This is a genomic window from Pseudobutyrivibrio ruminis DSM 9787 (assembly GCF_900218035.1).
In the GTDB taxonomy this organism is placed as follows: Bacteria; Bacillota; Clostridia; order Lachnospirales; family Lachnospiraceae; genus Pseudobutyrivibrio; species Pseudobutyrivibrio ruminis.
Genome location: NZ_OBMR01000009.1, coordinates 63,743 through 88,336, shown reverse-complemented (window position 1 = coordinate 88,336; position 24,594 = coordinate 63,743). Strand labels below are relative to the sequence as shown.

Sequence of the window (24,594 nt, the reverse complement as noted above, 5' to 3'; positions counted from 1 at the left end):
CTTCGTCTTTGCTATCGGGGCATGCCCCGAAAATTTTTTACGATTAGATATCTAAGTTCTGTACGTATTTAGCGTTAGCCTCGATGAATTCACGTCTTGGCTCAACCTTGTCACCCATAAGAGTAGAGAATGTAACATTGATTTCAGAAGCATCTTCATCATCAATAACTACACGCTTAAGAATTCTCTTTTCAGGATCCATTGTTGTTTCCCAAAGCTGCTCAGCATCCATCTCACCAAGTCCTTTGTATCGCTGAATCTTGTTTGAGCTGTCACGACCAACTTCTGTAAGAATCTGATTTAATTCTTCATCAGAATATGCATACCAAACCTTTTTGTTTTTCTCCAACTTGTAAAGTGGAGGAGTAGCAAGATATACATAGCCCTGCTTAATAAGCTCTGGCATAAATCTGTAAAGGAATGTAAGCATAAGTGTTGCAATGTGAGCACCATCAACATCGGCATCAGTCATGATAATGATTTTGTGGTAACGAAGCTTTGAAATATCAAAGTCTTCATGAATACCAGTACCAAATGCTGTAATCATTGCCTTGATTTCGGCATTGCTGTAAATTCTATCTTCACGAGCTTTTTCTACGTTAAGGATTTTTCCACGAAGTGGCAAAATAGCTTGTGTTGCGCGGCTACGAGCTGTCTTTGCTGAACCTCCAGCGGAATCACCCTCTACGATAAAGATTTCGCAGTTCTTTGGATCTTTGTCTGAGCAATCTGCAAGCTTTCCAGGAAGTGACATTCCTTCAAGAGCTGTCTTTCTACGAGTAAGATCACGAGCCTTTCGAGCTGCCTCTCTTGCTCGCTGCGCAAGCAGCGATTTTTCACAGATATTTTTAGCAATTGTTGGATTCTGCTCAAGGAACCATGTAAGCTGTTCTGATACAATTGCATCAACAGCTCCACGAGCTTCTGAGTTTCCAAGCTTTTGCTTTGTCTGACCTTCAAACTGAGGCTCTTCAATCTTGATAGAAATAATAGCTGTAAGACCTTCTCGAATGTCATCACCATCAAGCTGTGGATCAGAATCCTTTAAAATCTTGTAATCTCTAGCATATTTATTAAATACTTTTGTAAGAGCACCTCTGAAACCAGTAAGATGTGTACCACCTTCTGGAGTTACGATGTTATTTACATAACTGTAGGCCTGATCCTGATATCCATCATTGTGCTGCATAGCAACCTCAACGTAGATATTATCCTTCGTACCTTCGCAATAAATAACCTCATCGTAAAGTGCTTCGTTTCCACGGTTGATATACTGAACAAATTCCTTGATACCACCTTCGTAGTGGAAGCTCTCTTCGTGTGGCTCATCACCTCTTGTATCTGTAAGAGTAATTCTAAGTCCCTTTGTAAGGAATGCTGTCTCACGAAGTCTTACTTTAAGTGTCTTATAATCAAAAATTGTTGTTTCAAAAATTGTATCATCTGGAAGGAATGTTACTTTTGTTCCAGTCTCTTCAACAGGACATGTTCCAATTTCTTTAAGAGGATACATTGTCTTTCCACGCTCATATCTCTGCTTAAAGATTTTTCCTTCACGCTTGATTTCTACTTCAACCCAATTTGAAAGGGCATTAACAACTGAAGCACCTACACCGTGAAGTCCACCTGATACCTTGTATCCGCCACCTCCGAACTTTCCTCCGGCATGAAGCACGGTAAATACAACCTCTACCGCAGGGATACCTGCCTTACTGTTAATTCCTGTAGGAATTCCTCGGCCATCATCGACTACTGTAATCGAATTGTCAGGATTAATTGTTACTTGAATATGAGTACAAAATCCAGCAAGTGCTTCATCTACAGCATTATCAACTATCTCATATACTAAATGATGAAGACCTCTTTCTGATGTAGATCCAATATACATACCAGGACGCTTACGAACTGCTTCAAGTCCTTCCAAAATCTGTATTTGGTCTGCACCGTACTCCTGATTTACTTCCTTACTCACCTGTGTTCCTCCGTTATTAATTCTATAGAACCATTTGTTACTTTATAAACTGTGTTTAGCATAAATCTATTTTTTACAAATTCATCAAGACCTGTACAGGTAATGATAGTTTGTGTATCAATTAAATTATCAAGCAAATCACTTTGACGATTTTTATCAAGCTCAGATAAAACATCATCTAAAAGTAATATTGGTTTATCGTTTATTGTATTTTCAACTAGTTTTATTTCTGAAAGCTTCAGCGAGAGAGCGCAGGTACGCTGCTGTCCTTGGCTTCCATATTTTCTAATATCAATTCCATCAACAGTAATTTTGATATCGTCCCTATGAGGACCAACAGAAGTTTGGCAAAACCTCATATCTTTTTCTTTATTTTTAACCAATTCATCAAGGAAAAATATGTCCTCAATATTTGGATCATAGGTTACTTCTATGTTTTCCTTGCCAGAAGTAATCTTTGAGTGGATATCTTTAACAATAATGTTGATATCATTAATAAATTGCTGACGTCTTGTGATTATCTTTTTGCCATAGGATATAAGTTGTTCATCCCATAAGCTTAAAGTTTCTTTTAATTCAGGCTTATAAATCATCTCTTTAAGAAGAGCATTTCTTTGATTTAGAGCTTTGTTATAGTTTGTTAAATCTGAAAGGTAGATTTTATCAATTTGGCAAAGCTCAGCATCCATAAATTTTCTTCTTTCTGAAGGACCATTTTTTATGATGTTTAAGTCCTCAGGAGAAAAGAAAATAATATTTATAAGTCCAAATAATTCGGCTGCTTTTTTTATTGGAACCCTATTAATAGCAATTCCTTTTGATTTGTTTTTCTTAAGGTGAATATCAATTTGATATTCCCTTTCGTTTTTTACAACAATTGTTTTGATATGACTTTCATCAGTATCAAACTTTATTATTTCTTTGTCACGACTTCCCTTATGGGATTTTGTTGTGCCACTTAAATAAGCAGCCTCTAATATATTTGTTTTACCTTGAGCATTATCTCCATAAAGAATAGTAGTATGATCATCAAAATTTATATTAAGTGATTCATAATTTCTAAAATTCTTAAGTTCAATGGATTTAATTATCATTAGTAACTGTTACGCTTTCTCCATTAAATTCAACAACATCGCCAGGATAAATTTTCTTGCCTCGACGAGTTTCTACTTCGCCATTATATTTAACAAGACCTTCCTCAATAACTTCCTTTGCCATTGCACCTGATTCAACAAGATTTGCAAGCTTAAGAAGCTGGCCAAGTTTTATAAATTCATCTCTAATTTGAATAGTTTCCATTAGTTTGCTCCTGGATTATTAAAGTTTACAGGAAGAACGATGTAAATAAATGAACCATTGTCATCCTTGATGAAACATGGGCTCTTTGCATTTAACATGTAAAGATTTATTTCTTCATCGTCTATTACCTTGAGGGCATCGATAACAAACTTTGGATTAAATCCAATCATGATATCTTTTCCCTCTTTTACAATATCAATATCTTCGTTCATTGATCCAATGAATGATGAAATTGAAAGTGACATTGTGTTGTTTGTTGCATTTACAATAATTGGCTTCTTGTCACCTTCGTTAACAAGAATAGTTGCTCTATCAATACAATCAAAGAATTCTCTTTTATTGATTTTGATTTTTGTTTCATAATCAGCTGAAAGCATCTGCTCAATTTTGAAGTACTCACCTTCAATGATACGAGATACAACAGTAGTCTGATCAAATTCAAAAATGATGTGGTTATCAGTAACAAAAATATTTACTTCATCATCAATACCACCATCAATGATTTTAACGATTTCATTAAGTGTCTTCTTTGGAACTACAACCTTTACATCAGGTGCATCGTTTTTTAATTCTACATTTCTAATAGAAACTCTATGACCATCAAGTGCTACTACTTTAAGCTTATTATCTTTAATTTCAATAAGCTCACCAGTCATCATTTTATTATTATCATTATCAGCAACAGAGAAGATTGTCTGTCTGATGATATCTCTTAATGTAAGCTGTGATAAAACGATTGGCTGATTTCTAGGAATTACAGGAATATAAGAAAAGTCTTCTCCAGATTTTCCTACAATATCAAATTTAGCTTTTTCACATGTGATAGATGTTTTAAATGAAGAATCTGTTTCTATAGTAACTTCATTTTCAGGAAGCTTTCTTACAATCTCAGAAAACTTTTTAGCATCAAGAGCAATGATACCTCTTTCTAAAATGTTTCCATTAACAATAGTTTCAATTCCTATTTCCATATCATTAGCAGTGAGTTTGATTTCACCAGATGAAGCATCAATAAGAATACATTCAAGTATTGCCATTGTAGTTCTGGTTGGCACTGCCTTTGATACAATATTTACTCCTTTAACAAGGTCAGCTTTTTGACAAGTAATTTTCATTTGATACGCTCCCTTTCTTAAACATAAATAATAAATAATTTTATTCTAAGTATTATTCTTATAGGTTGTTGATTTGTATATAACTGTGAAACACCAGTATTTATACGTAAAACATGAATTAATAACTCATGAAAAACTGTGAATTAAGTATTGATAATTTATGGATAAATTGTGAATAAAAAGTGTCTAAATTTTCAAATATTAACCGTTATGTGATGTAATAAACATGGTTTTAACAATTTATCCAAAGGGTTATCAACAAGTTATTAACATTAATTAGGATTAATCTTTTTCTTAATTGTTTCTACAAGGTTTCTTGTATTTTCATCTTTATCAATTTCATCCTCGATTTTATTAGCACCGTGAATGATTGTTGAATGATCTCTTCCTCCAAGAAGAAGACCAATTGCTTGTAAAGATGAATCTGTCATTGTGTTACATAAATACATGGCAATTTGTCTAGGTCTAACTACTGAACTAGAGCGGTTTTTAGATGCCATTTGATCAACTGTAATATTAAAATGCTCAGCAACAACTTCTATTATAAGCTGCGGAGTTATTTCTCTTGAAACATTAGGAGAGATGAAGTTTTGTAATTCTCTCTCTGCTATATCCATAGTAATATCAATCTTTTCAAGTCTTGAGAAAGCAATAAGCTTATTAAGAGCTCCTTCGATTTCTCTAATGTTTGATTGAATATTTTCTGCAATATATTTTCTGATTGATTCATCAAGATTAAAGTTTTTTTCTTCAATCTTTTTATTAAGAATGGCCATACGTGTTTCATAATCTGGATATCCAATATCAGCCATAAGACCCATATCGAATCTTGATTTGAAACGATCATCTAATGTCTCCATATCCTTTGGAGGTTTATCAGATGAAATAACAATTTGTTTACCCATTGCATGCAAAGCATTGAATGTATGGAAAAATTCTTCCTGTGTAGATTCTTTTCCTATAATAAACTGAATATCATCTACCATTAAAACATCTACTGTACGATACTTATCGCGGAAGCGTTGCATAGCAGTAGCATTATTGTTTGTTCTAAGGTTTTCAATAACCTCGTTAGTAAATTCTTCTGATGTTACATATAATATGTGAGTGTTTGGATTTTGATTTTCGATGTAATTACCAATAGCTTGCATTAAGTGAGTTTTACCAAGACCTGGTCCACCGTAGATATATAGTGGGTTGTAAAATTCTCCTGGTGATTCAGCAACTGCAAGAGCTGCAGTTTGAGCAAATCTATTATTTCTACCAACGACAAAATTATCAAAAGTAAACTTAGGATTAATAGTAGAATTTCCCATTCTTTTTTCTTCAAAAGAAGGTGTTTCTTCTATTTTAATGTGTTCGATATTTTTCTCTTTTTTGATTTGGTTTGCATTGTCTTGAGATATAACTAAGATGTCATCATATTGAATTCCAGTAAGTTCTGCGATTGTGATACGAAGTGGAGTAGTAAACTTTCTGGTTACATAACCAAGTGTCATACTGTTTTGATCACCGTTATAGATGATATATAATTTATTATCTTCTATTTGAAATAATTCTAGAGGTTTAAGCCAAGAATCATAAGAAACATCAGTGACTTTATACTCATTTTTTAAGTAGTCTAGGATTTCATCCCATTTTTTAACAAGTTCTTCCATATAATTTCCCTTTTATCCACATTTAAACTATTTTATATTCTACCCTAAATACGGCTTTTATTCAATAATTAGTGTAAAAACGTGTAGGGGGTAGTTTAAAGGCTAAAATGGCTTATTTTTTGAATTTGAGCGTTTAAAATTGATATTGTGAGTTATCCACAGTTCTAGAAGAGAGTTTTCCACAATTTTTGCCTTTAAAATTCTTATATTTTTCTGTTTTTTGTGGAAAAATGTTAATTATTACTATTTTATCCACATGGTTATCCACAGCTTGTAGATAAATAAAATATTTTTTTTAACGATTTTCCACTATATTTAGTATTGTTTATTTTAGATTTCATTTATATCTTGTGTTTTTTAGTTATCCACATTGTTTCATTATTATAATAATGCTTTTTATTATTGACTTTATGGGCTTTTCCTTATATAATTTCAACTGATGTTTTCTCATAAAGAGGAGGTGGATATATTATGAAGATGACATATCAACCAAAAAAGAGACAGAGATCCAAAGTTCATGGATTTAGATCTAGAATGAGCACAGCAGGCGGACGTAAGGTTCTTGCTTCAAGACGTGCAAAAGGAAGAAAGAAATTATCAGCTTAGGCCACAGACCATGTGGTCTTTCTTTCTATTTTAAGGAAAATTTTTGTTATGGAATTTAGTGAATCTCTAAAAAAGAATAAAGACTTCACAACTGTATACAGAAGAGGTGTGTCTAAAGCTAATCGACAGCTTGTAATGTATATCTACCATAATAATACAGATCGAAATCGAATTGGAATTTCTGTTAGTAAAAAGGTTGGAAATTCAGTAGTACGACATCATTTGACGAGACTGATAAGAGAAAGTTATAGACTTAATGAAGAGATGTTCAATAGTGGTTTGGACATTGTAGTCGTTGCAAGAGAAGCCAGTGCATCTGCAACTTTTGATGAAATACAAAAATCTTTACTTCATCTTGCAAATCTTCACAGGGTAACTCGAAAATAAATGGAATCGTCGTTTCTATTATGTTGAAGAAGATATTTATATATTTAATTAAGTTTTATCAGAAATATATTTCTCCAATGAAAACCACCAAATGTCCTTATTATCCAACATGCTCTTGCTACGGCCTTGAGGCAGTTCAAAAGTATGGAGCTATAAAAGGCGGTGGATTAGCGCTCTGGAGAATTATCAGATGTAATCCTTTTTCTCATGGTGGATTTGATCCGGTTCCATAAGTAACTGGAGGTTTTACATTGAGCGATTTATTTCTTACCGCTTACGGTGGATCTATCCTTGGACCTATTGCTAAGGTTTTAGGATGGATTATGGATAAGATTTATGTTTTTCTCGCTGGTTTAGGTGTTGAAAACATAGCTCTTACAATCCTTGTTTTTACTATTCTTATTTATGTTTGTATGTTTCCTATTACATACAAGCAGCAAAAGTTTGCAGTACTTACTCGTAAGATGCAGCCTGAGATGAAGGCTATTCAGGATAAGTACAAAGGTTCTAGAGACCAGGCAACTATGCAAAAGCAGCAGGAAGAGACACAGGCTTTATATGATAAGTACGGCATTTCACCTACTGGTAGCTGTGTTTACATGTTAATTCAGATGCCTATTCTTTTTGCACTTTATAGAGTTTTCTATAATGTACCTGCTTATATTGGTTCTGTTAAGAATATTTTTACAGAATTAGTTAACGGTATTGTTGCTACTGATGGTTTTGCTACTACAATGCAGACTATTTACGATGACGCTGGAATTAGATTACAGCAGACACCTGAATTTGCATCTGCAGATCCTGATGCTGTTTCTAACTTTATCGTTGATGTTTTGTATAAGCTTCCTGCTTCAGGATGGGCTGAGGTCACTGACAAGTTCCCAAGCTTATCTTCATCAATCGATTCTGTTGTTGCAAAGCTTGAGCAAATCAACTATTTATTCATTTTAAATATTTCTGATACACCACTTAACCTTGTTAAGACTGGTTGGGCTGGAAAAGATTTTGGATTAATCATTGCAGCTTTAATGATTCCACTTCTTTCATATCTTTCACAGCTTGCTACAATTAAGCTTATGCCTACAAACACTGAGGGTCAGTCAGATCAGATGGCGCAGCAGATGAAGACAATGAATCTTATGATGCCTTTAATGTCACTTTTCATTGGTTTCACTGTTCCTGTTGGTCTTGTATTCTACTGGATTGTCGGTGGTGTAGTTCGTATTACACAGCAGTACTTCTTAAATAAGCATTTTGAGAAGATTGATCTTGAAAGTATTATTGAAAAGAATAAAGATAAAGCAGCTGCAAAGGCTGAAAAGCGTGGTATTCGCCAGGCTCAGATTTACGAAGCAGCTCGCATGTCTACAAAGTCTTCTTCTATGGCTGACAAGGCAAACCTTGTAAAGAATAATGAAGAAGCTCTTAATGCAGCTAACGAGTTAAGAGCAAAAGCTAATGCTAATTCTCTTGCTGCAAAAGCAAATCTTGTAAAAGATTTCAATGAACAAAATAATAAGTAAGGGGGCAATAATCTTGGAATTCAAAGAATTTACAGGTAAAACTGTTGATGATGCACTTACTAATGCTACTGTTAGTTTAGGTGTTACATCTGATCAGATTAAATACGAAGTTATTGAAGAGGGAAGTACAGGTTTCCTTGGAATCGGTTCAAAGGATGCAATTATTAAAGTTGTAATTTCTGCAGATGAAGATCCAAAGGAAGTTGCTAAGGAATTCCTTGATGGAGTTTTCGAAGCAATGCAGCTTGAAGTTAATATTTCAATGTCATTTGATGAAGATGATAAAACTCTTTCAATTGATTTAGCTGGTCCAGAGATGGGTGTTTTAATTGGTAAGCGTGGACAGACACTTGATTCACTTCAGTATCTTACAAACCTTGCAGTTAATCGTTCATCAGAAAATTATACTAGAGTAAAAATCGATACAGAAGATTACAGACGTCGTAGAAAAGAAACTCTTGAGAATCTTGCAAGAAATATGGCAAGCAAAGTTAAGAGAACAAAGAAGTCAGTTACTCTTGAAGCTATGAATCCTTATGAGAGACGCATTATTCATTCTGCACTTCAGAACGATAATAATGTTACAACTCATTCAGAGGGTGAAGAGCCATATCGTTATGTAGTTATTACTCTTAAGAAATAATTTTTGATTTTTTAGGGTTAGTCTTTTAAATTGGACTAACCCTTCTCTTTGTTTTTAAAAGAATCTAGATAAATATCATTTTAAATAGTATTTTATAATTAAGTGTTATTTAAAATTATATTTATAATTTTTATGGAGGTTTGATTTGTACCATTCAGATACTATTGCAGCAATCGCTACATCCATGAATAGTTCTGGAATAGGAATAATCCGCGTTAGTGGAGAAGATTCTATTTCTATTGTAGATACTATTTTTCGTGGTAAGAATAAATTAAAAGATTGCGATAGTCATACAATTCAATATGGTCATATTTATGCCGGTGATGAGATAGTAGATGAAGTACTTGTACTTATCATGAAAGCTCCTCGTAGTTATACTACTGAGGATGTTGTTGAAATAGATTGCCATGGTGGCATTTTAGTTCTTAAAAAAGTTTTATCTCTTTTAGTTATAGCTGGAGCTCGTATTGCAGAGCCAGGTGAGTTTACAAAGAGAGCTTTTTTGAACGGACGTATAGATTTATCAGAAGCAGAGTCTATTATGGATTTGATTTCTTCAAATTCAGAGCTTGCTATGAAAAATTCTATTAAGCAGTTATCTGGATCATTAAATAAAATCATTGTTGATTTACGTGATAAGATTTTATATGAAACTGCTTTTATTGAGTCTGCATTAGATGATCCAGAGCATTATGATTTAACAGGCTATCCGGAAGAACTTAAAGGTAAGGTTGAAGGAATTATTGATACTGTTGATGGATTAATAGATTCATTTAATTCTGGTCATATTTTAAAAGAGGGTATCAATACTCTTATTCTTGGAAAACCAAATGCAGGAAAATCTTCTTTGCTCAATACACTTTCAAGAAGAGAGAGAGCAATTGTTACAGATATTCCTGGCACCACACGTGATACTTTGGAAGAGCAGATTACTATCAATGGTGTTAGTTTAAATATTATTGATACAGCTGGTATTCGTGAGACTGATGATGTCGTAGAGAAAATTGGTGTTGATAAAGCTATCGATTCTATTGATGATGCAGATTTAATTTTATTTGTATTGGACTCATCAAGACCGCTTGATGAAAATGATGAGTTCATTATCAATAAAATTTTGGATAAAAAAGTTATTATATTACTAAATAAATCTGACCTATCTACGGTAATCAGCGAGGAAGAAATATACAATAAATACAATAAATGCGTTATTTCATTTTCGTCAGTAAGCCTTGATGGTCTTAAGACACTTGAATCTACCATTACTGATATGTTCTTTAGTGGTGAGGTTCGCAGTGATGATACTTTATACATTACAAACTCTCGTCAGGCTGCTTGTCTTTCTAATGCAAAGAGTAGTTTGGAAAATGTACTTTCTAGTATCGATAATATGATGCCAGAAGATTTCTTTTCTATTGATTTGATGGATGCCTATAGTTATTTAGGTGAAATTACTGGTGAAACAATAGATGATGATTTAGCTAATAAAATTTTCTCAGAATTTTGTATGGGAAAATGACACTTGAAATCGAGCTTTGCGATGATTTCGAGTGTCAGGAGGGCCTTTGCCCGATTATAAGAAATAAAAGGAGTTATTTATGTCTGTAGTTGAAGAATCCTATGATGTAGTTGTTATAGGTGCAGGTCATGCTGGTTGTGAAGCAGCTCTTGCATCTGCTCGAATGGGATTAAATACAATTTGTTTTACTGTAAGCATGGATTCAGTTGCTTTAATGCCATGCAATCCAAATATTGGTGGTAGTTCAAAAGGTCATCTTGTCAGAGAGTTAGATGCACTTGGTGGACAGATGGGTATCAATATTGATCATACTTTTATTCAATCAAAGATGCTCAATTCTTCTAAGGGACCTGCTGTTCATTCTCTTAGAGCTCAGGCTGATAAAAGTGCTTATTCACTTCGAATGAGAAAGACAATGCAAGATACAGATAATCTTACACTTAGACAAGCTGAGGTTACCGAATTAATTATGGATGGTAAAAAGGTTGCAGGTGTTAAGACTTTATCTGGAGCAATTTATCATGCGAGAGCAGTAGTAATATGTACAGGTACTTATCTTAGAGCTAGATGTTTATACGGAGATGTAATTGAACATACTGGCCCTAACGGTTTAAAGGCAGCTAACCATTTAACTCAATCATTATTGGATAATAATGTAGAAATGAACCGCTTTAAAACTGGTACTCCGGCAAGAGTTGATAGTCGTTCTATTGATTATTCTAAGATGGAAATCCAGCTTGGTGATAATCCAGTAGTTCCATTTTCATTTAGTACCAATAGAGAAGATGTTCAGATTGAACAGGTTCCATGTTATCTTACTTATACTAACGAAAAGACTCATGAAATTATTAGAGCCAATCTTGATAGATCGCCAATGTATTCTGGTGTAATTGAAGGAACTGGTCCAAGATACTGTCCAAGTATCGAAGATAAGGTAGTTCGTTTTGCTGATAAGAATAGACATCAATTATTTGTTGAGCCAGAAGGTCTTAATACAAACGAAATGTATATTGGTGGTATGAGTTCTTCAATGCCAGAGGATGTTCAGTACGCTATGTACCATACAGTTCCTGGTCTTGAAAATTGTAAAATTGTTCGTAACGCATATGCGATAGAGTATGATTGTATTAAAGCTACTCAGCTAAAAGCATCACTTGAGTTTAAGGATATTGATGGTCTTTTTGCTGCAGGTCAGTTTAATGGAAGTAGCGGATACGAGGAGGCTGCAGCTCAGGGATTAGTTGCAGGTATTAATGCAGCGTTAAAATTACTTGGAAAAGAACCAATGATTCTTGATAGATCTAATTCATATATTGGTGTTCTTATTGATGACCTTGTTACAAAGGAAACTAAAGAGCCATATCGTATGATGACATCAAGAGCGGAGTATAGACTTCTACTTAGGCAAGATAATGCAGATTTACGCCTCTCTAAAATTGGTTACGAGGTTGGTTTATTACCTAAATATCGCTATGATCATGTGGTAGAAAAGGAGCGTCAAATCGAAGAAGAGGTTGCTCGAGTTAAAGAAATCAATATTGGTGCTAGAAAAGAAGTTCAAGCTCTACTTGAATCATATGGAAGTATTCCTCTTTCAAATGGTATTAAGCTAGTAGATTTGATTAGACGTCCAGAGCTTGATTATGACAAGCTTGCTCCTATTGATCCAGATAGACCAGAGCTATCTGATGAGGTAAGAGAGGAAGTAAATATTTACATTAAGTATGAAGGTTATCTTACAAGACAGGCTAAACAAGTTGCTCAGTTCAAAAAGCTTGAGTCAAAGATGATTCCTACTGATATAGATTACGATGATGTTTCTAGTTTACGAATTGAAGCTCGTCAAAAACTTACAAAACTTAGACCAGCTAACATTGGACAGGCATCAAGAATCTCTGGTGTAAGTCCAGCAGATATCTCAGTACTTTTAGTTTATTTGGAAACTTATAAGAGTAAAGAAAAATAATCGGTCTGTTTTAAGGGTACTTCTATATACCCTCAAAACAATACAATTTTTTATTATAGGAGATTTATGAGTAGAGATTATTCATATTTGAAGAATACAATTATTGATTGGAATCTTACTTTAGATGACAAGCAAATAAATCAACTAGATTTATTCTATGAAATGTTAGTTGAAAAAAATAAGGTAATGAATCTTACTGCTATTACAGAGTTTGATGAAGTTATTGTAAAGCATTTTGCAGATAGTTTATCTATAGGTAAAGTTATGCCATTAAACATTAATACTGTATGTGACCTTGGAACAGGAGCAGGTTTCCCAGGTATACCTATGGCTATAGCTTATCCTAATATTCAATTTACTTTAATCGATTCATTAAATAAACGTATCAAGTTTTTACAGGAAGTAGTTGATGCATTAGGTTTAAAGAATGTTACTCTTATTCATGCTAGAGCAGAAGAGGCTGGTAGAAATAAACTATACAGAGAAAATTTTGATTTAGTTGTTTCTAGAGCCGTTGCTAATATTAGTACTTTATCTGAGTATTGTTTACCTTTGGTAAAACTCAATGGATATTTTATTAGTTTCAAATCAGGTGACATAAAAGAAGAGGTATCTTTATCTGGAAATGCTATACAAAAATTAGGTGGCTCTATGGAAAAACCAGTTTATTTTTCTCTTCCTGATACTGATATTAGTAGATCATTTATTATTATTGATAAGAAAAAATCTACACCTAAGGCTTATCCTAGAAAAGCTGGTACTCCTAGTAAGGAACCTTTAAAGTAATATTTTCACATGAAACATTAATATGGGGGATGGTTTATGGTAAATGACTTCCTAAAAAAATATCAGGAAGAACTTATTTCTGAAAAAATACAACTAAAAGAAGATATGGATTTATTAGAAACTAAGATAAAAGAAGAAAAAAAGTTTCTTAATGTATTAGAAGAGTCTAATGAATCTTACTTTGTGGAGTTTACTCCAAGAGATATTAATGCCAAAAATAATGAAAAGGCAGCAGAAATACGTCAAATTCTTTCTGAGTTAGAATCTCAAATGAGTAATAAAACTAAACAAATGAAGTTTTATGATAGCAGATTAGTAGAACTTAATGCTTTGATAAACAATACTGCTGTTATAAATAGACCATCTGATACTAATAACAATCAAACTACTATTAATAATAGTATTGATGATAGTTTTAAAAATCAGCTTCTATCTATTAAAGATATTATAGTTTTGGACCCTTATAGAGCAAAAATTGAATTAGAAAAATTAATTTCTACACTATAAAATAGTTACCAAAACTAAATATAGAAAATGTTTCACGTGAAACATTTTCTATTTATTAGCATTATAAACACAAAATATAGTATAAGGATTTTTGAATCAACTTCTATATATTGCTATTTTTAACAATAATGTTTCACGTGAAACATTTCTAAAGCGGATATAATTAATCAATATCTAGTAAATAAACATCCATATATCGCAAACCAAAACAGAAATTCTTGGTAGAATTGAATATATTGGAATGATATAATTTTACTGTTCACAAATTTAAATACTAAACTATAAAAGAGGGAGACAATAAATGAAGAGAGTAATTGCAATAGCCAACCAAAAGGGTGGAGTTGGTAAAACTACTACAAGTATTAACCTTTCAGCATGTTTAGCTGAAGCAGGAAAAAAGGTTCTTGTTATAGACACTGATCCACAGGGAAATGCAACAAGTGGACTTGGTCTTGATAAGGATGAATGTGAAAATACTGTTTATGACTTAGTTCTTGATCAATGTAGTATTAAAGAATGTATGTATAAGGTGGAAAATATTCCTAACCTTACTATTATTCCTTCAAATGTAGACTTGGCCGGAGCAGAGATTGAGCTTCTTGGTATTAATGAAAAGGAATATATTCTTAGAAATGCAGTTGACTATGTAAAGGATGACTTCGATTATGTAATCATTGATTGTCCACCATCTTTGAATATGTTAACTATTAATGCTATGACAACAGCTGACTCCGTACTTGTACCAATTCAGTGTGAGTATTACGCACTTGAAGGTATTAGCCAGTTGATTCACACAATCGATCTTGTACAGCAGAGACTTAATTCAAAGCTTAAGATTGATGGCGTTGTATTTACAATGTACGATAAGAGAACAAATCTTTCTTCTGATGTTGTTGATACAGTTAAGAATAATCTTAATGCAACAGTATATCAGACAATCATTCCTAGAAATGTAAGACTTGCCGAAGCTCCATCTCATGGACTTCCAATTAATTTATATGATGAGAAGTCTGCTGGTGCAGAAAGCTATCGTAATCTTGCAAAAGAAATCATTGGAAGAAAGGATTTATAATTATGGCAGCAAAAAAGGGAGGATTAGGTAAGGGACTTGATTCCCTTATTGTTAATAAGAATGAGGGTGTAGTAGTAGCTAACCCAGAGCAGCACGGTGCTCCAGTTGAAGTAGAAATTGATAAGGTTGAGCCAAATAAACTACAGCCTAGAAAAAACTTTGATGAAGATAAGTTACAAGATTTAGCAGAAAATATTAAAATACATGGAATCATCAATCCACTTCTTGTTCAGGATAGAGGTTCATATTATGAGTTAATCGGTGGCGAACGTAGATGGAGAGCTGCTAGAATTGCTGGTCTTAAGAAAGTACCAGTAATCATTATGAATCTTAGTGAGCAGGAATTCGTAGAGATTTCTCTCATTGATAATATTCAGCGTGAGCAGTTAAACCCAATCGAAGAAGCAATGGCTTTTGCTAGACTTATTGATGAGTTCAAGCTTAAGCAGGATGAAGTAGCAGAGCGAGTTTCAAAGAGTCGTACTACTATTACAAATGCTCTTAGATTATTAAAGCTTGATAAGCGTGTTCAGGATATGATTGTAGATGATAAGCTTACTACAGGTCATGCTAGAGCAATGCTTGCAATTACTGATTTAGATAAGCAGTATGAATTCGCTGAGAGAGCATTCGACGAAAAGATGTCAGTTCGTGATGTAGAGCGTGAGGTAAAGAAGCTCTTAAATGACAAGGCTGATAAAAAATCTAAGGCAGCTGGACTTGATCCACAGCTTGCTGCAGTTTACCAGCAGACTCAGGAAAAGCTTAAGGGTGTACTTGGCACAAAAGTATTTATCAATGCAAAAGACAATAAATCAGGAAAGCTTGAAATCGAGTATTATTCTCAGGATGAGCTTAACAGAATCGTAGATTTGCTTGAATCTATAAAATAAACATATGTTCGATTGGAGAAATAATAATGATAGAACAATATCTTGGAATTAGTACAGACTACATTGTAATAGGACTTGCAGCACTAGTTCTGATAATGACAATACTTTTAATTGTATTTATCGTGCAAATGCATAAGCTTAAAAAGAGATATAAAATCTTTATGCAGGGTAGCGATGCAAAATCATTAGAGGATACACTTGTTTACAGATTAGAGCAGGTAGATGAGCTTATCGAAGCAAATGCTAGCAATGAAAGAAATATTGATGCAATCTTCAAGAACATGAAGGATTGCTTCCAAAAAATTGGTCTTGTTAAATACGATGCATTTAACGAGATGGGTGGAAAGCTTAGCTTTTCACTTTGCATGCTTAATGAGAAGAACTCTGGTTATATCATTAATGCAATGCACTCAAGAGAGGGTTGCTATACCTATGTTAAGGAGATTATAGATGGTAATTCTATAATTCAACTTGCAGAGGAAGAGGAGCAGGCTCTCAATCAGGCTTTAAATGTTTAATGGACGGTATATGATGCATAAATTTTTACCAGCAATTGGATTTAGTAAACTTAATAAAGAAACACTAGAAAATCTTATTCAAGAAATAATTCTTCGACCTGATTACCAGGAGTCTGCAATAGATTTTGAGGGTAATCAGTTTGTTGAACTTAGATATATGGTGGCAGACAATGTTGGACTTGTTTTGCGTGGAATCTATAACGATAAAGATGAATTTATTTTAGATTACTATTATCCAACTTATCTTGGTGAGAGTATATCATCTAATAACGAGGTAGATGTAATAAAGCAATCTGATAAAGAATGCTATCATGTCATGGTGGATGAATTAAGATTAGGTGTTAATCTTATTTTTCATCTCCAAAACATGGGAGAGTATCTCAGAAGAAATACCACCAACGGTAAAGGTGTTAAGCGTGATATTAGATTGGCAGCCTTATCTTTGGAGGGAAAAGTTATTCTTCCTCTTTACGACAATGAAAAAAGTCGTATAAAGGAGAAAATGAATAACAAGAAAAGAATTGATCTTGTAGAGCAGGCTAGAGAGGGAAATGAAGAAGCTCTTGAAAGCCTTACAATGGATGAAATTGATTTATATCAGCGTATTACAAGAAGAGTTTCACGAGAAGATATCTTGAGTGTTGTCACAAGTTTCTTTATGCCTTACGGAATAGAGAATGACAAATACGAGATTATGGGTGACATTCTTGATGTTAAAACTGTTGTAAATCATCTCACAATGGAGGAATTATATCTGCTTGTAGTAGAAAGTAATGATGTAGTTCTTGAAGTGTGTATAAACAAGAATAATTTATATGGAGAACCTACAATAGGACGCCGTTTTAAAGGCACTATTTGGCTACAGGGAACTGTTGATTTTTCTTAAGCTTTAGATTAAAATCAAATAGTTGTCGAGTTTGAGTAGCTCAGCTGGATAGAGCGTCCGCCTCCTAAGCGGAAGGCCGTGGGTTCGAATCCCATCTCGAACATGATTGGAAGGAGTCTATGAAGTAGGCTCCTTTTTTGAATTAGGAAATATAACACTTTGTCCACACAAAATTCGCAACTTTGGGGTAAAATACCTTTGTATGGAGAATTGTATATTGTATAATAGAATGTAAATAACACAATTCTAGGAAAAGGGGGAAAATAAATTAGAGGAGGACGGTAATGTATGGCAGAATTAAGTTTAACTAAAGAGCAACAGGATACTCTTGGAGAAATTGCGAACATCAGCATGGGTTCGTCTGCAACATCTCTAAGTGCATTATTAAATAATTTAAAGGTAGATATTACAACACCAAAAATCGAGTTAATTCGTAAAAGCGAATCGCTTGATGATTATCACAATGTTTGTGTGTTGGTACATATAAATTATATTAAAGGATTATCAGGAAGTAACGTATTAATCCTAAAAGAAAATGACGTAAAAATAATCGCTGACCTTATGATGGGTGGCGATGGAACAAATATCAGTGGTGAAATTGGAGAACTTCAGTTGTCAGCTGTTTCAGAAGCTATGAACCAGATGATGGGAAGTGCAGCAAGCTCAATGTCACAGCTACTGAATAGAGTAGTAGATATTTCACCACCAAAAACAGACAATATTGACGTAGAAAGCGTAAAAATATTCGAGAGATTATTTGAATCACCTGAAATAGATTTTGTAAAAATAACATTTGATCTAAAAATTGGAACGATAATAGATTCAGTTATGGTACAGCTGTATCCTATTTCGTTTGCACAGGATATGGTATCTCTATTTGAAAAAAAGGATTAACTAGGGGGCACAATGGACGAGAACACAAAGAAAATTCAAACAGAAATAGCCAAGGATAAGATTCAGATTATTCTATCCAGCATAGCACTTGCTGTGTTAATTATCATGGAATTTTATATCATGATAAATTTCAAAAGCAATTTCATGGCTATGGCGGTAGGAATACTTCTGATGATTGTTGCATTGTTTTTCCTTATAAGTGCCATGTTAGATATATCTCTTAAACAAAAAAACATGGAGCAGGAAAAGTATGAGGAAATCTACAATGCACAAAAGGCATCGTATCTCGTCATAAAGAAAAGCTTTGATGAAATGGATCAAAGACTTCGAGCAATTGAGGAAAACAGTGCTTTACCTGCAGAAGATATCATAAATGCACAGAAAGCAGTAGCTAAGGTTACTATTTCACGAAGCAAGGAAAACACAGATGCTTTGATGAACTCAAATGATGAGTTAATCAATCAGCTGGTAAATATTCAGGAAAAGCTTGAAAACAGTAACAGTCAGATTCTTGAAAAACAGCAAACTTTATTAAAAGAAACAAACCTTGATATACAGCAAAAGATAGCAGCACTTACATCACAGATATCAAATATCGAAGGTAAAATTCAAAATGGAATTCCTGTTATGGCTCAGCCTATGCAGATGACACCACCTCCAGTGATGCCAGTAATGCCTGAACCTGCAGTGACACCTGAACCTGAACCAGAGCCAGTAATGGAAGAACCTATGGTTGAGGAAGTTCCATTAGAAGAACCAGTAGTAGAAGAAGCTCCAGTGGAAGAAGTAATTCCAGAGGAGTCAGTAGCTGAGGAAGCTCTTGCAGAGGAGATAACCAATGTAGAAGATATTCAGATTCCAGAAGAAGCAGTAGAACCAGCAATAGAAGAAACTCCTGTTGAAGAAATACCAACAGAAGAACCAATTGATGACGTAGGACTTGACTTAGACGCTGTAATTGAAGAAGAATCTACAGAAGAGCCAGTTGAAGACCTTGGTCTTGATTTAGATGCTATAGTAGAAGAACCTTCAGTGGAAGAGAAAATTCCAGTAGAGGAATTGCCAGAAGCTGAAGAACCAGTTGATGATTTAGGCCTTGATTTGGATGCAGTGGTAGAGGAAGAAACTACAGAGGAGCCAGTCGATGACCTTGGCCTTGACTTAGATGCAGTAGTAGAAGAAGCTCCGGTGGAAGAGGTAGTTCCAGAAGAGCCAGTGGCTGAGGAAGCTCCAGTAGAAGAAGTAGTTCCAGAGGAACCAGTAGCAGAAGAAATCCCAGCCGAGGAGCCGGTTGTAGAAGAACCTGCAGCTGAAGAAGCTCCAGTAGAAGACATAGGTGCAAACTTGGATGCTCTGTTAGAAGAGGTTGGAGATATTCCAGAAGAGGAACCAGAGCCGGAACCTGAACCGGAGCCAGAGCCTGAGCCAGAGCCAGAAGATGATTCAATAGTTATCCCAGATGTAGGAATTGATTTAACAGATCCTAATAGGGTAATGAGTCCAGAAGAAATAGAAAAGCTATTTGCAAATATATAAAATTAAGATACCTGTCTCAAATCAGAGGCAGGTATTGTTATTTATATATTCAATAAACGATAAAGGGAGGGCGTGTTGGAATTTTCAGATAACTGTAGTAAAAAAAGTTGTTAAAAAACGTAAAAAAATGAAAAAAAGGCTTGCAAAATAATCAATCAGGCTATATACTTATATTCGTTGCTGAGGCAATAACAAATGAATGAGCGCGATTAGCTCAGCTGGCAGAGCACCTGACTCTTAATCAGGGTGTCCAGGGTTCGAACCCCTGATCGCGCATTTGACCATCGAAGTTTTTTCGGTGGTTTTTTTATATCTAAAAATATTCAAAATAAAAGCCTTGATTGTAATAATCAAGGCTTTACTATTATCTACTTGTAATGAGCTTACAAATTGGATTTCCTTTACTAGAAAACTTCTCTTCGTATTCAGTCATAATATTGCCGGCGTTCATAGTCTCATCATTATGTAAATCGTAAGTTACGGCATCAAGTTTCCATAAAGGATGATTGTCTATTTCTTCTACAGAAAAATCAAATAAATCTCTGTTGTCAGTTTTGAATTCAATATGTCCTTCTTTAGAAAGAATTGAATTATATCTGTTTAAGAAAGTAGAAGATGTAAGGCGACGCTTTGCATGTCTGTCCTTTGGCCATGGATCGCTGAAGTTTAGATAAATTCTATCTACTTCATGGCAAGCAAAGATATCAAGTATCTCAGCAGCATCAAAACAGATAAAACGAAGATTAGGAATTTCTTCATCCTGCACCTTCTGAACGGCTCTAAGTAAAACAGAAGTATATCTTTCGATACCTATGTAGTTGATATCAGGGTTCTCTTTTGCAAGAGTAGTGATAAACTGTCCTTTACCCATTCCGATTTCAATATGAATAGGATTGTCATTGCCAAATACTTCTTTTTTATATGAGCCCTTGAGCTTTGTAGGGTTCTGAATGCAATAAGGACTATTTGCAACAACCTCATCAGCTCCTGGGATATTTCTTAATCTCATAATAACCTCCAAAAATAAAATCAAAATGGATTATAACATAAAAATCGTAAGATTAGTATTGCAACAGACTAAATAGAGAAGTTATACTAAATAGTCGTAAAGGAAAAAGAGTATGAATATAAAAAGAAAACTTGCAAAGGCATTAGCCTTTATTTTTATTGCTAATAGTATATTTACAATGAAATCAATCCAGGCTGAGGCTGCAGATTATTGGCCTAGTGGAGTTGATGTAGTGGCGGAATCAGCCATTGTAATGGAAGAGGAAACAGGAACAATCCTATATTCTAAGAATATGGATGATGTACATTATCCAGCTAGTATTACAAAAATAATGACAGCACTTATCGTTCTTGAAAATTGCGATTTGGATGAGACAGTCACATTTTCTGCAGAAGCGGTATATGGTACAGAGCTTGGTTCTTCCAGCATTGCCAGAGATGTTAACGAGGAAATGACAGTTGAGCAAACACTTTATGGAATGATGCTAGAATCAGCAAATGAGTGTGCATACGCATTAGGTGAGCATGTTGCTGGTGATATGGATAGCTTCGTTGATATGATGAACGCTAAGGCAAAGGAGCTAGGCTGCAAGAACACTCACTTCAATAATTCCAATGGTCTTCCTGATGAAGAGCATTATACAAGTGCTTATGACATGGCGCTGATTTCAAGAGCTGCATACAAGATTCCAAAGTTTGCAGAAATAGTTGGAACAAAGAACTACACAATCCCAGCTACAAATAAGCATTCAGATCCAACGCCACTTAATAACCACCATCAAATGCTTCATTACTACAAGACAAATCAGTATTTGTATGAGTATTGTCTAGGTGGTAAAACAGGATACACTGTAGTGGCAGGTGCAACACTTGTTACATATGCAAAGAAAGATGGAATGACACTTGTGTGTGTTGTAATGAAAGATACAACCACAGATGAGTATACTGATACAACAAACCTGTTTGAGTACTGTTTTGACAACTTTAGCAAGTATGCAGTAGCGGATTTTGCTTCAATATCAGAGGATGATGTTAATGTAACAGGAATCCTTAGTGAAAACAGTGAATTAATAAAAGTAGATGAAGATGGAATAATCGTTATTCCAAAGACAGCCAGCATATTAGATGTAACCTCAACAGTAGTTCCTTATTCTGATTCAGAAGATTCGTCAGTTATAGGCCAGCTACAATACTCATATGCAGATAAGTCTGTAGGATATGCAAATCTGATATTTACAAACGCAGAAACAGCCGGAAGCTATCCATTCGATAATATTCCTGTAGAAAATGGTGGAAGCGGTAAAGAATATATACAAGTTGACTATCCAAAAATTGGGTTAGTAATCCTTATAGTTCTTGCGGTTATTTGTTTGATTATGTTTATAAGAAGTAAATCAAGTGAGATACTTTTATTCAGACATCGATTTATGAGCAGACATCAAAGACCACAAAAGACAAACATGACTATCATTAGAGATAATGGTAAGAAAAGAAAAAGACGTAGATAAACGACAAGAAATGTCCTGATTCTTTATAATAACGACAAAGCATAATAAAAACGACAGCCTATATTTGTTAGACTGTCGTTTTGCATTTTCACAGACATCAAAATTATTTTCACGTTTGCAGAAAATATTTATCTATTTATCAGACTATTTATCAGAATTTCCAACTGATGCTTGTTGTTTGTAAACAATATGATTCCATTTGAAGAGTTAATCATGGTTATTACCTTGTCTGCAAATGTATCTGATTCAGAAAGAAGCTGGAATAGATAATCCTTATATTTTCCATCGGCCTTCAAAAATAAAGTTTCATAATTTTCAAAAGGAACGAGCTCGCAATGAGACTTTGTCATAAGAAACGCAATTTCTTTATCCTGGCCAAGCTGTTCTTCAGTTTTGTTTATGATGAAATAGCCTCGATCATCCTTTGGCATACCAAGAGATTTAACTGCACGTTGAACCTGCTTTGTTAAGCTGTCACTGGCAGGATATAGAGACTGGAAGTAGCTCATGAAATCAGAAGCGCTTTTGAAATGTTCATTTGTACCTCGTTCTAGCACCTCTGTCATTAGTATCTTCTTAATTACCTTCTCACATTCTTTACGAGAAGGATTTTTTCTAAGAGTGATTTTTTCTTCAGACATATATTCCTCCAAAAAGACAATATTAATTGCTATATTTGTATTATAGGACAATTTTACGACAAATAGAAGACAGATTATAAAATATAATAGAACTAAGGATTAGTTGACACCTCAATAATAGAATGTGATAATGAAGAAAATAACCTCGTAAAGCAAGCAGGAGTGGAAAAAATGGAAAACTTATTTTCAAGAGATGAAAAGAAGCAGTATCAGCTGGAGCAGATTAATGATTTAGTAGAGGCCAACGGCGGATTAATTAAAACAAGTGAAATTGAAGCCCTGGGAGTAGACTATCGTCGCGTGCTTAAGTTCGTAGAAGAGGGATATTTAATCAGAGTAAAAAGTGGATACTACACTACAAAGTATTTTGAATGCAGTGAAGAACAGTGGATTTATAAATTGTTTGGGGAAGATGGCATCCTCACAATTGAATCTGCGCTTTGGGTATATGGTTATTTGAAGGATAGACCATACAAGTGGAGTATTGCGATTAATAAAAATACTAGTAAATCCAGATTCCACATTGATTATCCAATCGTGGAACCATACTATACGGAGCCAGAAGTTCTTGAGCTTGGCGTAACAGAGACGGATTTTGCTGGTGGGCGCATGAAAATCTACACAAAAGAAAGATTAATCTGCGACGTACTGAAATATCAAGAAAAGATAGATAGAGAAATATTCAAAACAGGAGTATTAGCCTACATCATGGATGAGAAAAAAGATGTGGCGAAGCTTATGGAATATGCCAAGGAACGTAAGGTCCTTAAAAAAGTCCAGAATATGATAGGTGTGTGGTTGTAATGATTAACAAAGGAAACATAAAGGAAAAGTCGGAACAACTAAATATTCCTTTCAAGAATTTGCTTTCTGCAGCAGTCTGTGAAATTGTAATAGAACTTCTTGCCAATGGAAAATATTGCAACGAGCTATATCTTTGTAACTCCGCAGAATTCAAAACAGATGTCTACAAAGATCTTTGCATCAGTAATATCTACTACGAGTATGTAAGAGACCTTGATGACAAAATGGCAATCCTTTATATGCGAGATATATTAAAGGAGATAATGGCCAAAGGAGCCCTCGAGGGCATGGCGGTAAATGGTTCTGTTGGAGAAACAGGAATCAGTTTAAAGATAACCGTCGACGATATGTATATTCCAATTAATCTATATTTCAAAAAGCACGGTGCAAGCCATGAACCGGAAAAGATTAGTTTGGAACTTATTGCATATGGAAATAGAAAAGTAGATGTGCTTATCAATCCAAAAGAGGAAGAGCTATCAAAGCATTTGCTTGAAATAATAGATAAACTAGAGCTTATTAACAACATGGATTATTATTATGATGCATATGAAATCCTTACATCAAATCCAGTAAATGGACGAAAGGTAAAAGATAGATTAAGTGAGCTCGTAAAAGAAAAAGGAATAGTCATTGATGATTCAAGACTTAATATGCTAAAAAGCTACGGTGACTACACCTACATGAAAAGAAAGTGGAAGGTTGAGTTGAGGCAAAAAAAGAAGTCCGAGCCACAGTGGTCGGACGTTAATAATTGCCTAATGAATTTTTTAAGCCCAATCTGGGACGCCATGGAAAAGAACATGGTCTTCCTTGGAGATTGGATGCCACAGCTTAAGCGCTTCCTTGATTAAGG

At 34.3% G+C, this 24,594-nt stretch carries 25 protein-coding genes and 2 tRNA genes; 20 read left to right on the top strand and 7 right to left on the bottom strand.

Annotated elements, in window-relative coordinates; all coding sequences use genetic code 11:
- Positions 1-43: 43 nt before the first annotated feature.
- The 5 genes from gyrB to dnaA form a co-directional block, all read right to left on the bottom strand.
- Positions 44-1,972 carry a DNA topoisomerase (ATP-hydrolyzing) subunit B gene (gene gyrB, locus CRN97_RS10340; protein WP_044939265.1) on the bottom strand — a complete coding sequence of 643 codons (1,929 nt, stop codon included), beginning with the start codon at positions 1,970-1,972 and terminating at the stop codon, positions 44-46.
- The gene (recF, locus tag CRN97_RS10335) at positions 1,969-3,066 is read right to left on the bottom strand and encodes a DNA replication/repair protein RecF (protein WP_090395198.1); all 1,098 of its coding nucleotides are present in this window, start codon (positions 3,064-3,066) and stop codon (positions 1,969-1,971) included. The genes gyrB and recF overlap by 4 nt, the downstream gene beginning before the upstream one ends.
- Complete coding sequence (gene yaaA, locus CRN97_RS10330) at positions 3,056-3,271, bottom strand: S4 domain-containing protein YaaA (RefSeq protein ID WP_033152527.1); 216 nt, start codon at positions 3,269-3,271, stop codon at positions 3,056-3,058. The genes recF and yaaA overlap by 11 nt, the downstream gene beginning before the upstream one ends.
- Positions 3,271-4,386, bottom strand: coding sequence for a DNA polymerase III subunit beta (gene dnaN / locus CRN97_RS10325; RefSeq protein ID WP_033152526.1), 1,116 nt, complete (start codon positions 4,384-4,386; stop codon positions 3,271-3,273). The genes yaaA and dnaN overlap by 1 nt, the downstream gene beginning before the upstream one ends.
- 272 nt (positions 4,387-4,658) lie before the next feature.
- On the bottom strand, positions 4,659-6,044 hold the full coding sequence (dnaA, locus tag CRN97_RS10320) for a chromosomal replication initiator protein DnaA (RefSeq protein WP_033152525.1): 1,386 nt from the start codon (positions 6,042-6,044) through the stop codon (positions 4,659-4,661).
- A gap of 471 nt (positions 6,045-6,515) precedes the next feature.
- Between dnaA and rpmH the strand changes: the two genes are divergently transcribed.
- The 17 genes from rpmH (at position 6,516) to CRN97_RS10235 (ending at position 20,053) form a co-directional block, all read left to right on the top strand.
- Entirely contained in the window at positions 6,516-6,650 is a 135-nt protein-coding gene (gene rpmH / locus CRN97_RS10315; protein WP_044939261.1) for a 50S ribosomal protein L34, read from the top strand.
- A gap of 48 nt (positions 6,651-6,698) precedes the next feature.
- Positions 6,699-7,037, top strand: coding sequence for a ribonuclease P protein component (rnpA, locus tag CRN97_RS10310; protein WP_044939259.1), 339 nt, complete (start codon positions 6,699-6,701; stop codon positions 7,035-7,037).
- 20 nt (positions 7,038-7,057) lie between these two features.
- Entirely contained in the window at positions 7,058-7,270 is a 213-nt protein-coding gene (gene yidD / locus CRN97_RS10305) for a membrane protein insertion efficiency factor YidD (protein WP_090395199.1), read from the top strand.
- Positions 7,271-7,288: 18 nt separating this feature from the next.
- Complete coding sequence (locus tag CRN97_RS10300; protein WP_074791069.1) at positions 7,289-8,560, top strand: YidC/Oxa1 family membrane protein insertase; 1,272 nt, start codon at positions 7,289-7,291, stop codon at positions 8,558-8,560.
- A 13-nt stretch (positions 8,561-8,573) separates the two neighbouring features.
- Positions 8,574-9,203, top strand: a complete 630-nt coding sequence (jag, locus tag CRN97_RS10295) for an RNA-binding cell elongation regulator Jag/EloR (protein WP_097076822.1) — start codon at positions 8,574-8,576, stop codon at positions 9,201-9,203.
- A gap of 145 nt (positions 9,204-9,348) precedes the next feature.
- Complete coding sequence (mnmE, locus tag CRN97_RS10290; protein WP_097076821.1) at positions 9,349-10,719, top strand: tRNA uridine-5-carboxymethylaminomethyl(34) synthesis GTPase MnmE; 1,371 nt, start codon at positions 9,349-9,351, stop codon at positions 10,717-10,719.
- 79 nt (positions 10,720-10,798) lie between these two features.
- Positions 10,799-12,685 (top strand): tRNA uridine-5-carboxymethylaminomethyl(34) synthesis enzyme MnmG, encoded by a 1,887-nt coding sequence (gene mnmG / locus CRN97_RS10285; RefSeq protein WP_097076820.1) that lies wholly within the window; start codon positions 10,799-10,801, stop codon positions 12,683-12,685.
- 66 nt (positions 12,686-12,751) lie between these two features.
- Positions 12,752-13,471, top strand: coding sequence for a 16S rRNA (guanine(527)-N(7))-methyltransferase RsmG (gene rsmG, locus CRN97_RS10280; RefSeq protein WP_097076819.1), 720 nt, complete (start codon positions 12,752-12,754; stop codon positions 13,469-13,471).
- A 36-nt stretch (positions 13,472-13,507) separates the two neighbouring features.
- Positions 13,508-13,978 (top strand): hypothetical protein, encoded by a 471-nt coding sequence (locus CRN97_RS10275; protein WP_044939244.1) that lies wholly within the window; start codon positions 13,508-13,510, stop codon positions 13,976-13,978.
- Between the two features lie 301 nt (positions 13,979-14,279).
- Positions 14,280-15,050, top strand: coding sequence for a ParA family protein (locus CRN97_RS10270; protein ID WP_033152516.1), 771 nt, complete (start codon positions 14,280-14,282; stop codon positions 15,048-15,050).
- 2 nt (positions 15,051-15,052) lie between these two features.
- Positions 15,053-15,943 carry a ParB/RepB/Spo0J family partition protein gene (locus tag CRN97_RS10265; protein ID WP_033152514.1) on the top strand — a complete coding sequence of 297 codons (891 nt, stop codon included), beginning with the start codon at positions 15,053-15,055 and terminating at the stop codon, positions 15,941-15,943.
- Between the two features lie 26 nt (positions 15,944-15,969).
- A complete protein-coding gene (locus tag CRN97_RS10260) occupies positions 15,970-16,461 on the top strand; it encodes a DUF4446 family protein (protein WP_033152513.1) in 492 nt (163 codons plus the stop codon).
- A gap of 10 nt (positions 16,462-16,471) precedes the next feature.
- Entirely contained in the window at positions 16,472-17,347 is an 876-nt protein-coding gene (locus CRN97_RS10255) for a DUF3881 family protein (protein ID WP_179670738.1), read from the top strand.
- 29 nt (positions 17,348-17,376) lie between these two features.
- Positions 17,377-17,450 (top strand) — tRNA-Arg (locus CRN97_RS10250).
- Between the two features lie 185 nt (positions 17,451-17,635).
- A complete protein-coding gene (fliY, locus tag CRN97_RS10245) occupies positions 17,636-18,241 on the top strand; it encodes a flagellar motor switch phosphatase FliY (protein WP_097076817.1) in 606 nt (201 codons plus the stop codon).
- Positions 18,242-18,253: 12 nt separating this feature from the next.
- Entirely contained in the window at positions 18,254-19,777 is a 1,524-nt protein-coding gene (locus CRN97_RS10240) for a hypothetical protein (RefSeq protein ID WP_097076816.1), read from the top strand.
- A 203-nt stretch (positions 19,778-19,980) separates the two neighbouring features.
- Positions 19,981-20,053 (top strand) — tRNA-Lys (locus CRN97_RS10235).
- 88 nt (positions 20,054-20,141) lie between these two features.
- On the opposite strand, the gene trmB is transcribed toward CRN97_RS10235, so the two are convergent.
- A complete protein-coding gene (gene trmB / locus CRN97_RS10230; protein WP_033152503.1) occupies positions 20,142-20,786 on the bottom strand; it encodes a tRNA (guanosine(46)-N7)-methyltransferase TrmB in 645 nt (214 codons plus the stop codon).
- A 112-nt stretch (positions 20,787-20,898) separates the two neighbouring features.
- On the opposite strand from trmB, the gene CRN97_RS10225 reads away from it, so the two are divergent.
- On the top strand, positions 20,899-22,293 hold the full coding sequence (locus CRN97_RS10225) for a D-alanyl-D-alanine carboxypeptidase family protein (RefSeq protein ID WP_097076815.1): 1,395 nt from the start codon (positions 20,899-20,901) through the stop codon (positions 22,291-22,293).
- A gap of 128 nt (positions 22,294-22,421) precedes the next feature.
- On the opposite strand, the gene CRN97_RS10220 is transcribed toward CRN97_RS10225, so the two are convergent.
- Entirely contained in the window at positions 22,422-22,934 is a 513-nt protein-coding gene (locus CRN97_RS10220) for a hypothetical protein (RefSeq protein ID WP_097076814.1), read from the bottom strand.
- A gap of 171 nt (positions 22,935-23,105) precedes the next feature.
- Here CRN97_RS10220 and CRN97_RS10215 point away from each other — a divergent pair, with 171 nt between their 5' ends.
- Both CRN97_RS10215 and CRN97_RS10210 read left to right on the top strand, forming a co-directional pair.
- Positions 23,106-23,738, top strand: a complete 633-nt coding sequence (locus tag CRN97_RS10215; RefSeq protein ID WP_052169752.1) for a type IV toxin-antitoxin system AbiEi family antitoxin domain-containing protein — start codon at positions 23,106-23,108, stop codon at positions 23,736-23,738.
- The gene (locus CRN97_RS10210; protein ID WP_097076813.1) at positions 23,738-24,592 is read left to right on the top strand and encodes a hypothetical protein; all 855 of its coding nucleotides are present in this window, start codon (positions 23,738-23,740) and stop codon (positions 24,590-24,592) included. The genes CRN97_RS10215 and CRN97_RS10210 overlap by 1 nt, the downstream gene beginning before the upstream one ends.
- Positions 24,593-24,594: the final 2 nt, after the last annotated feature.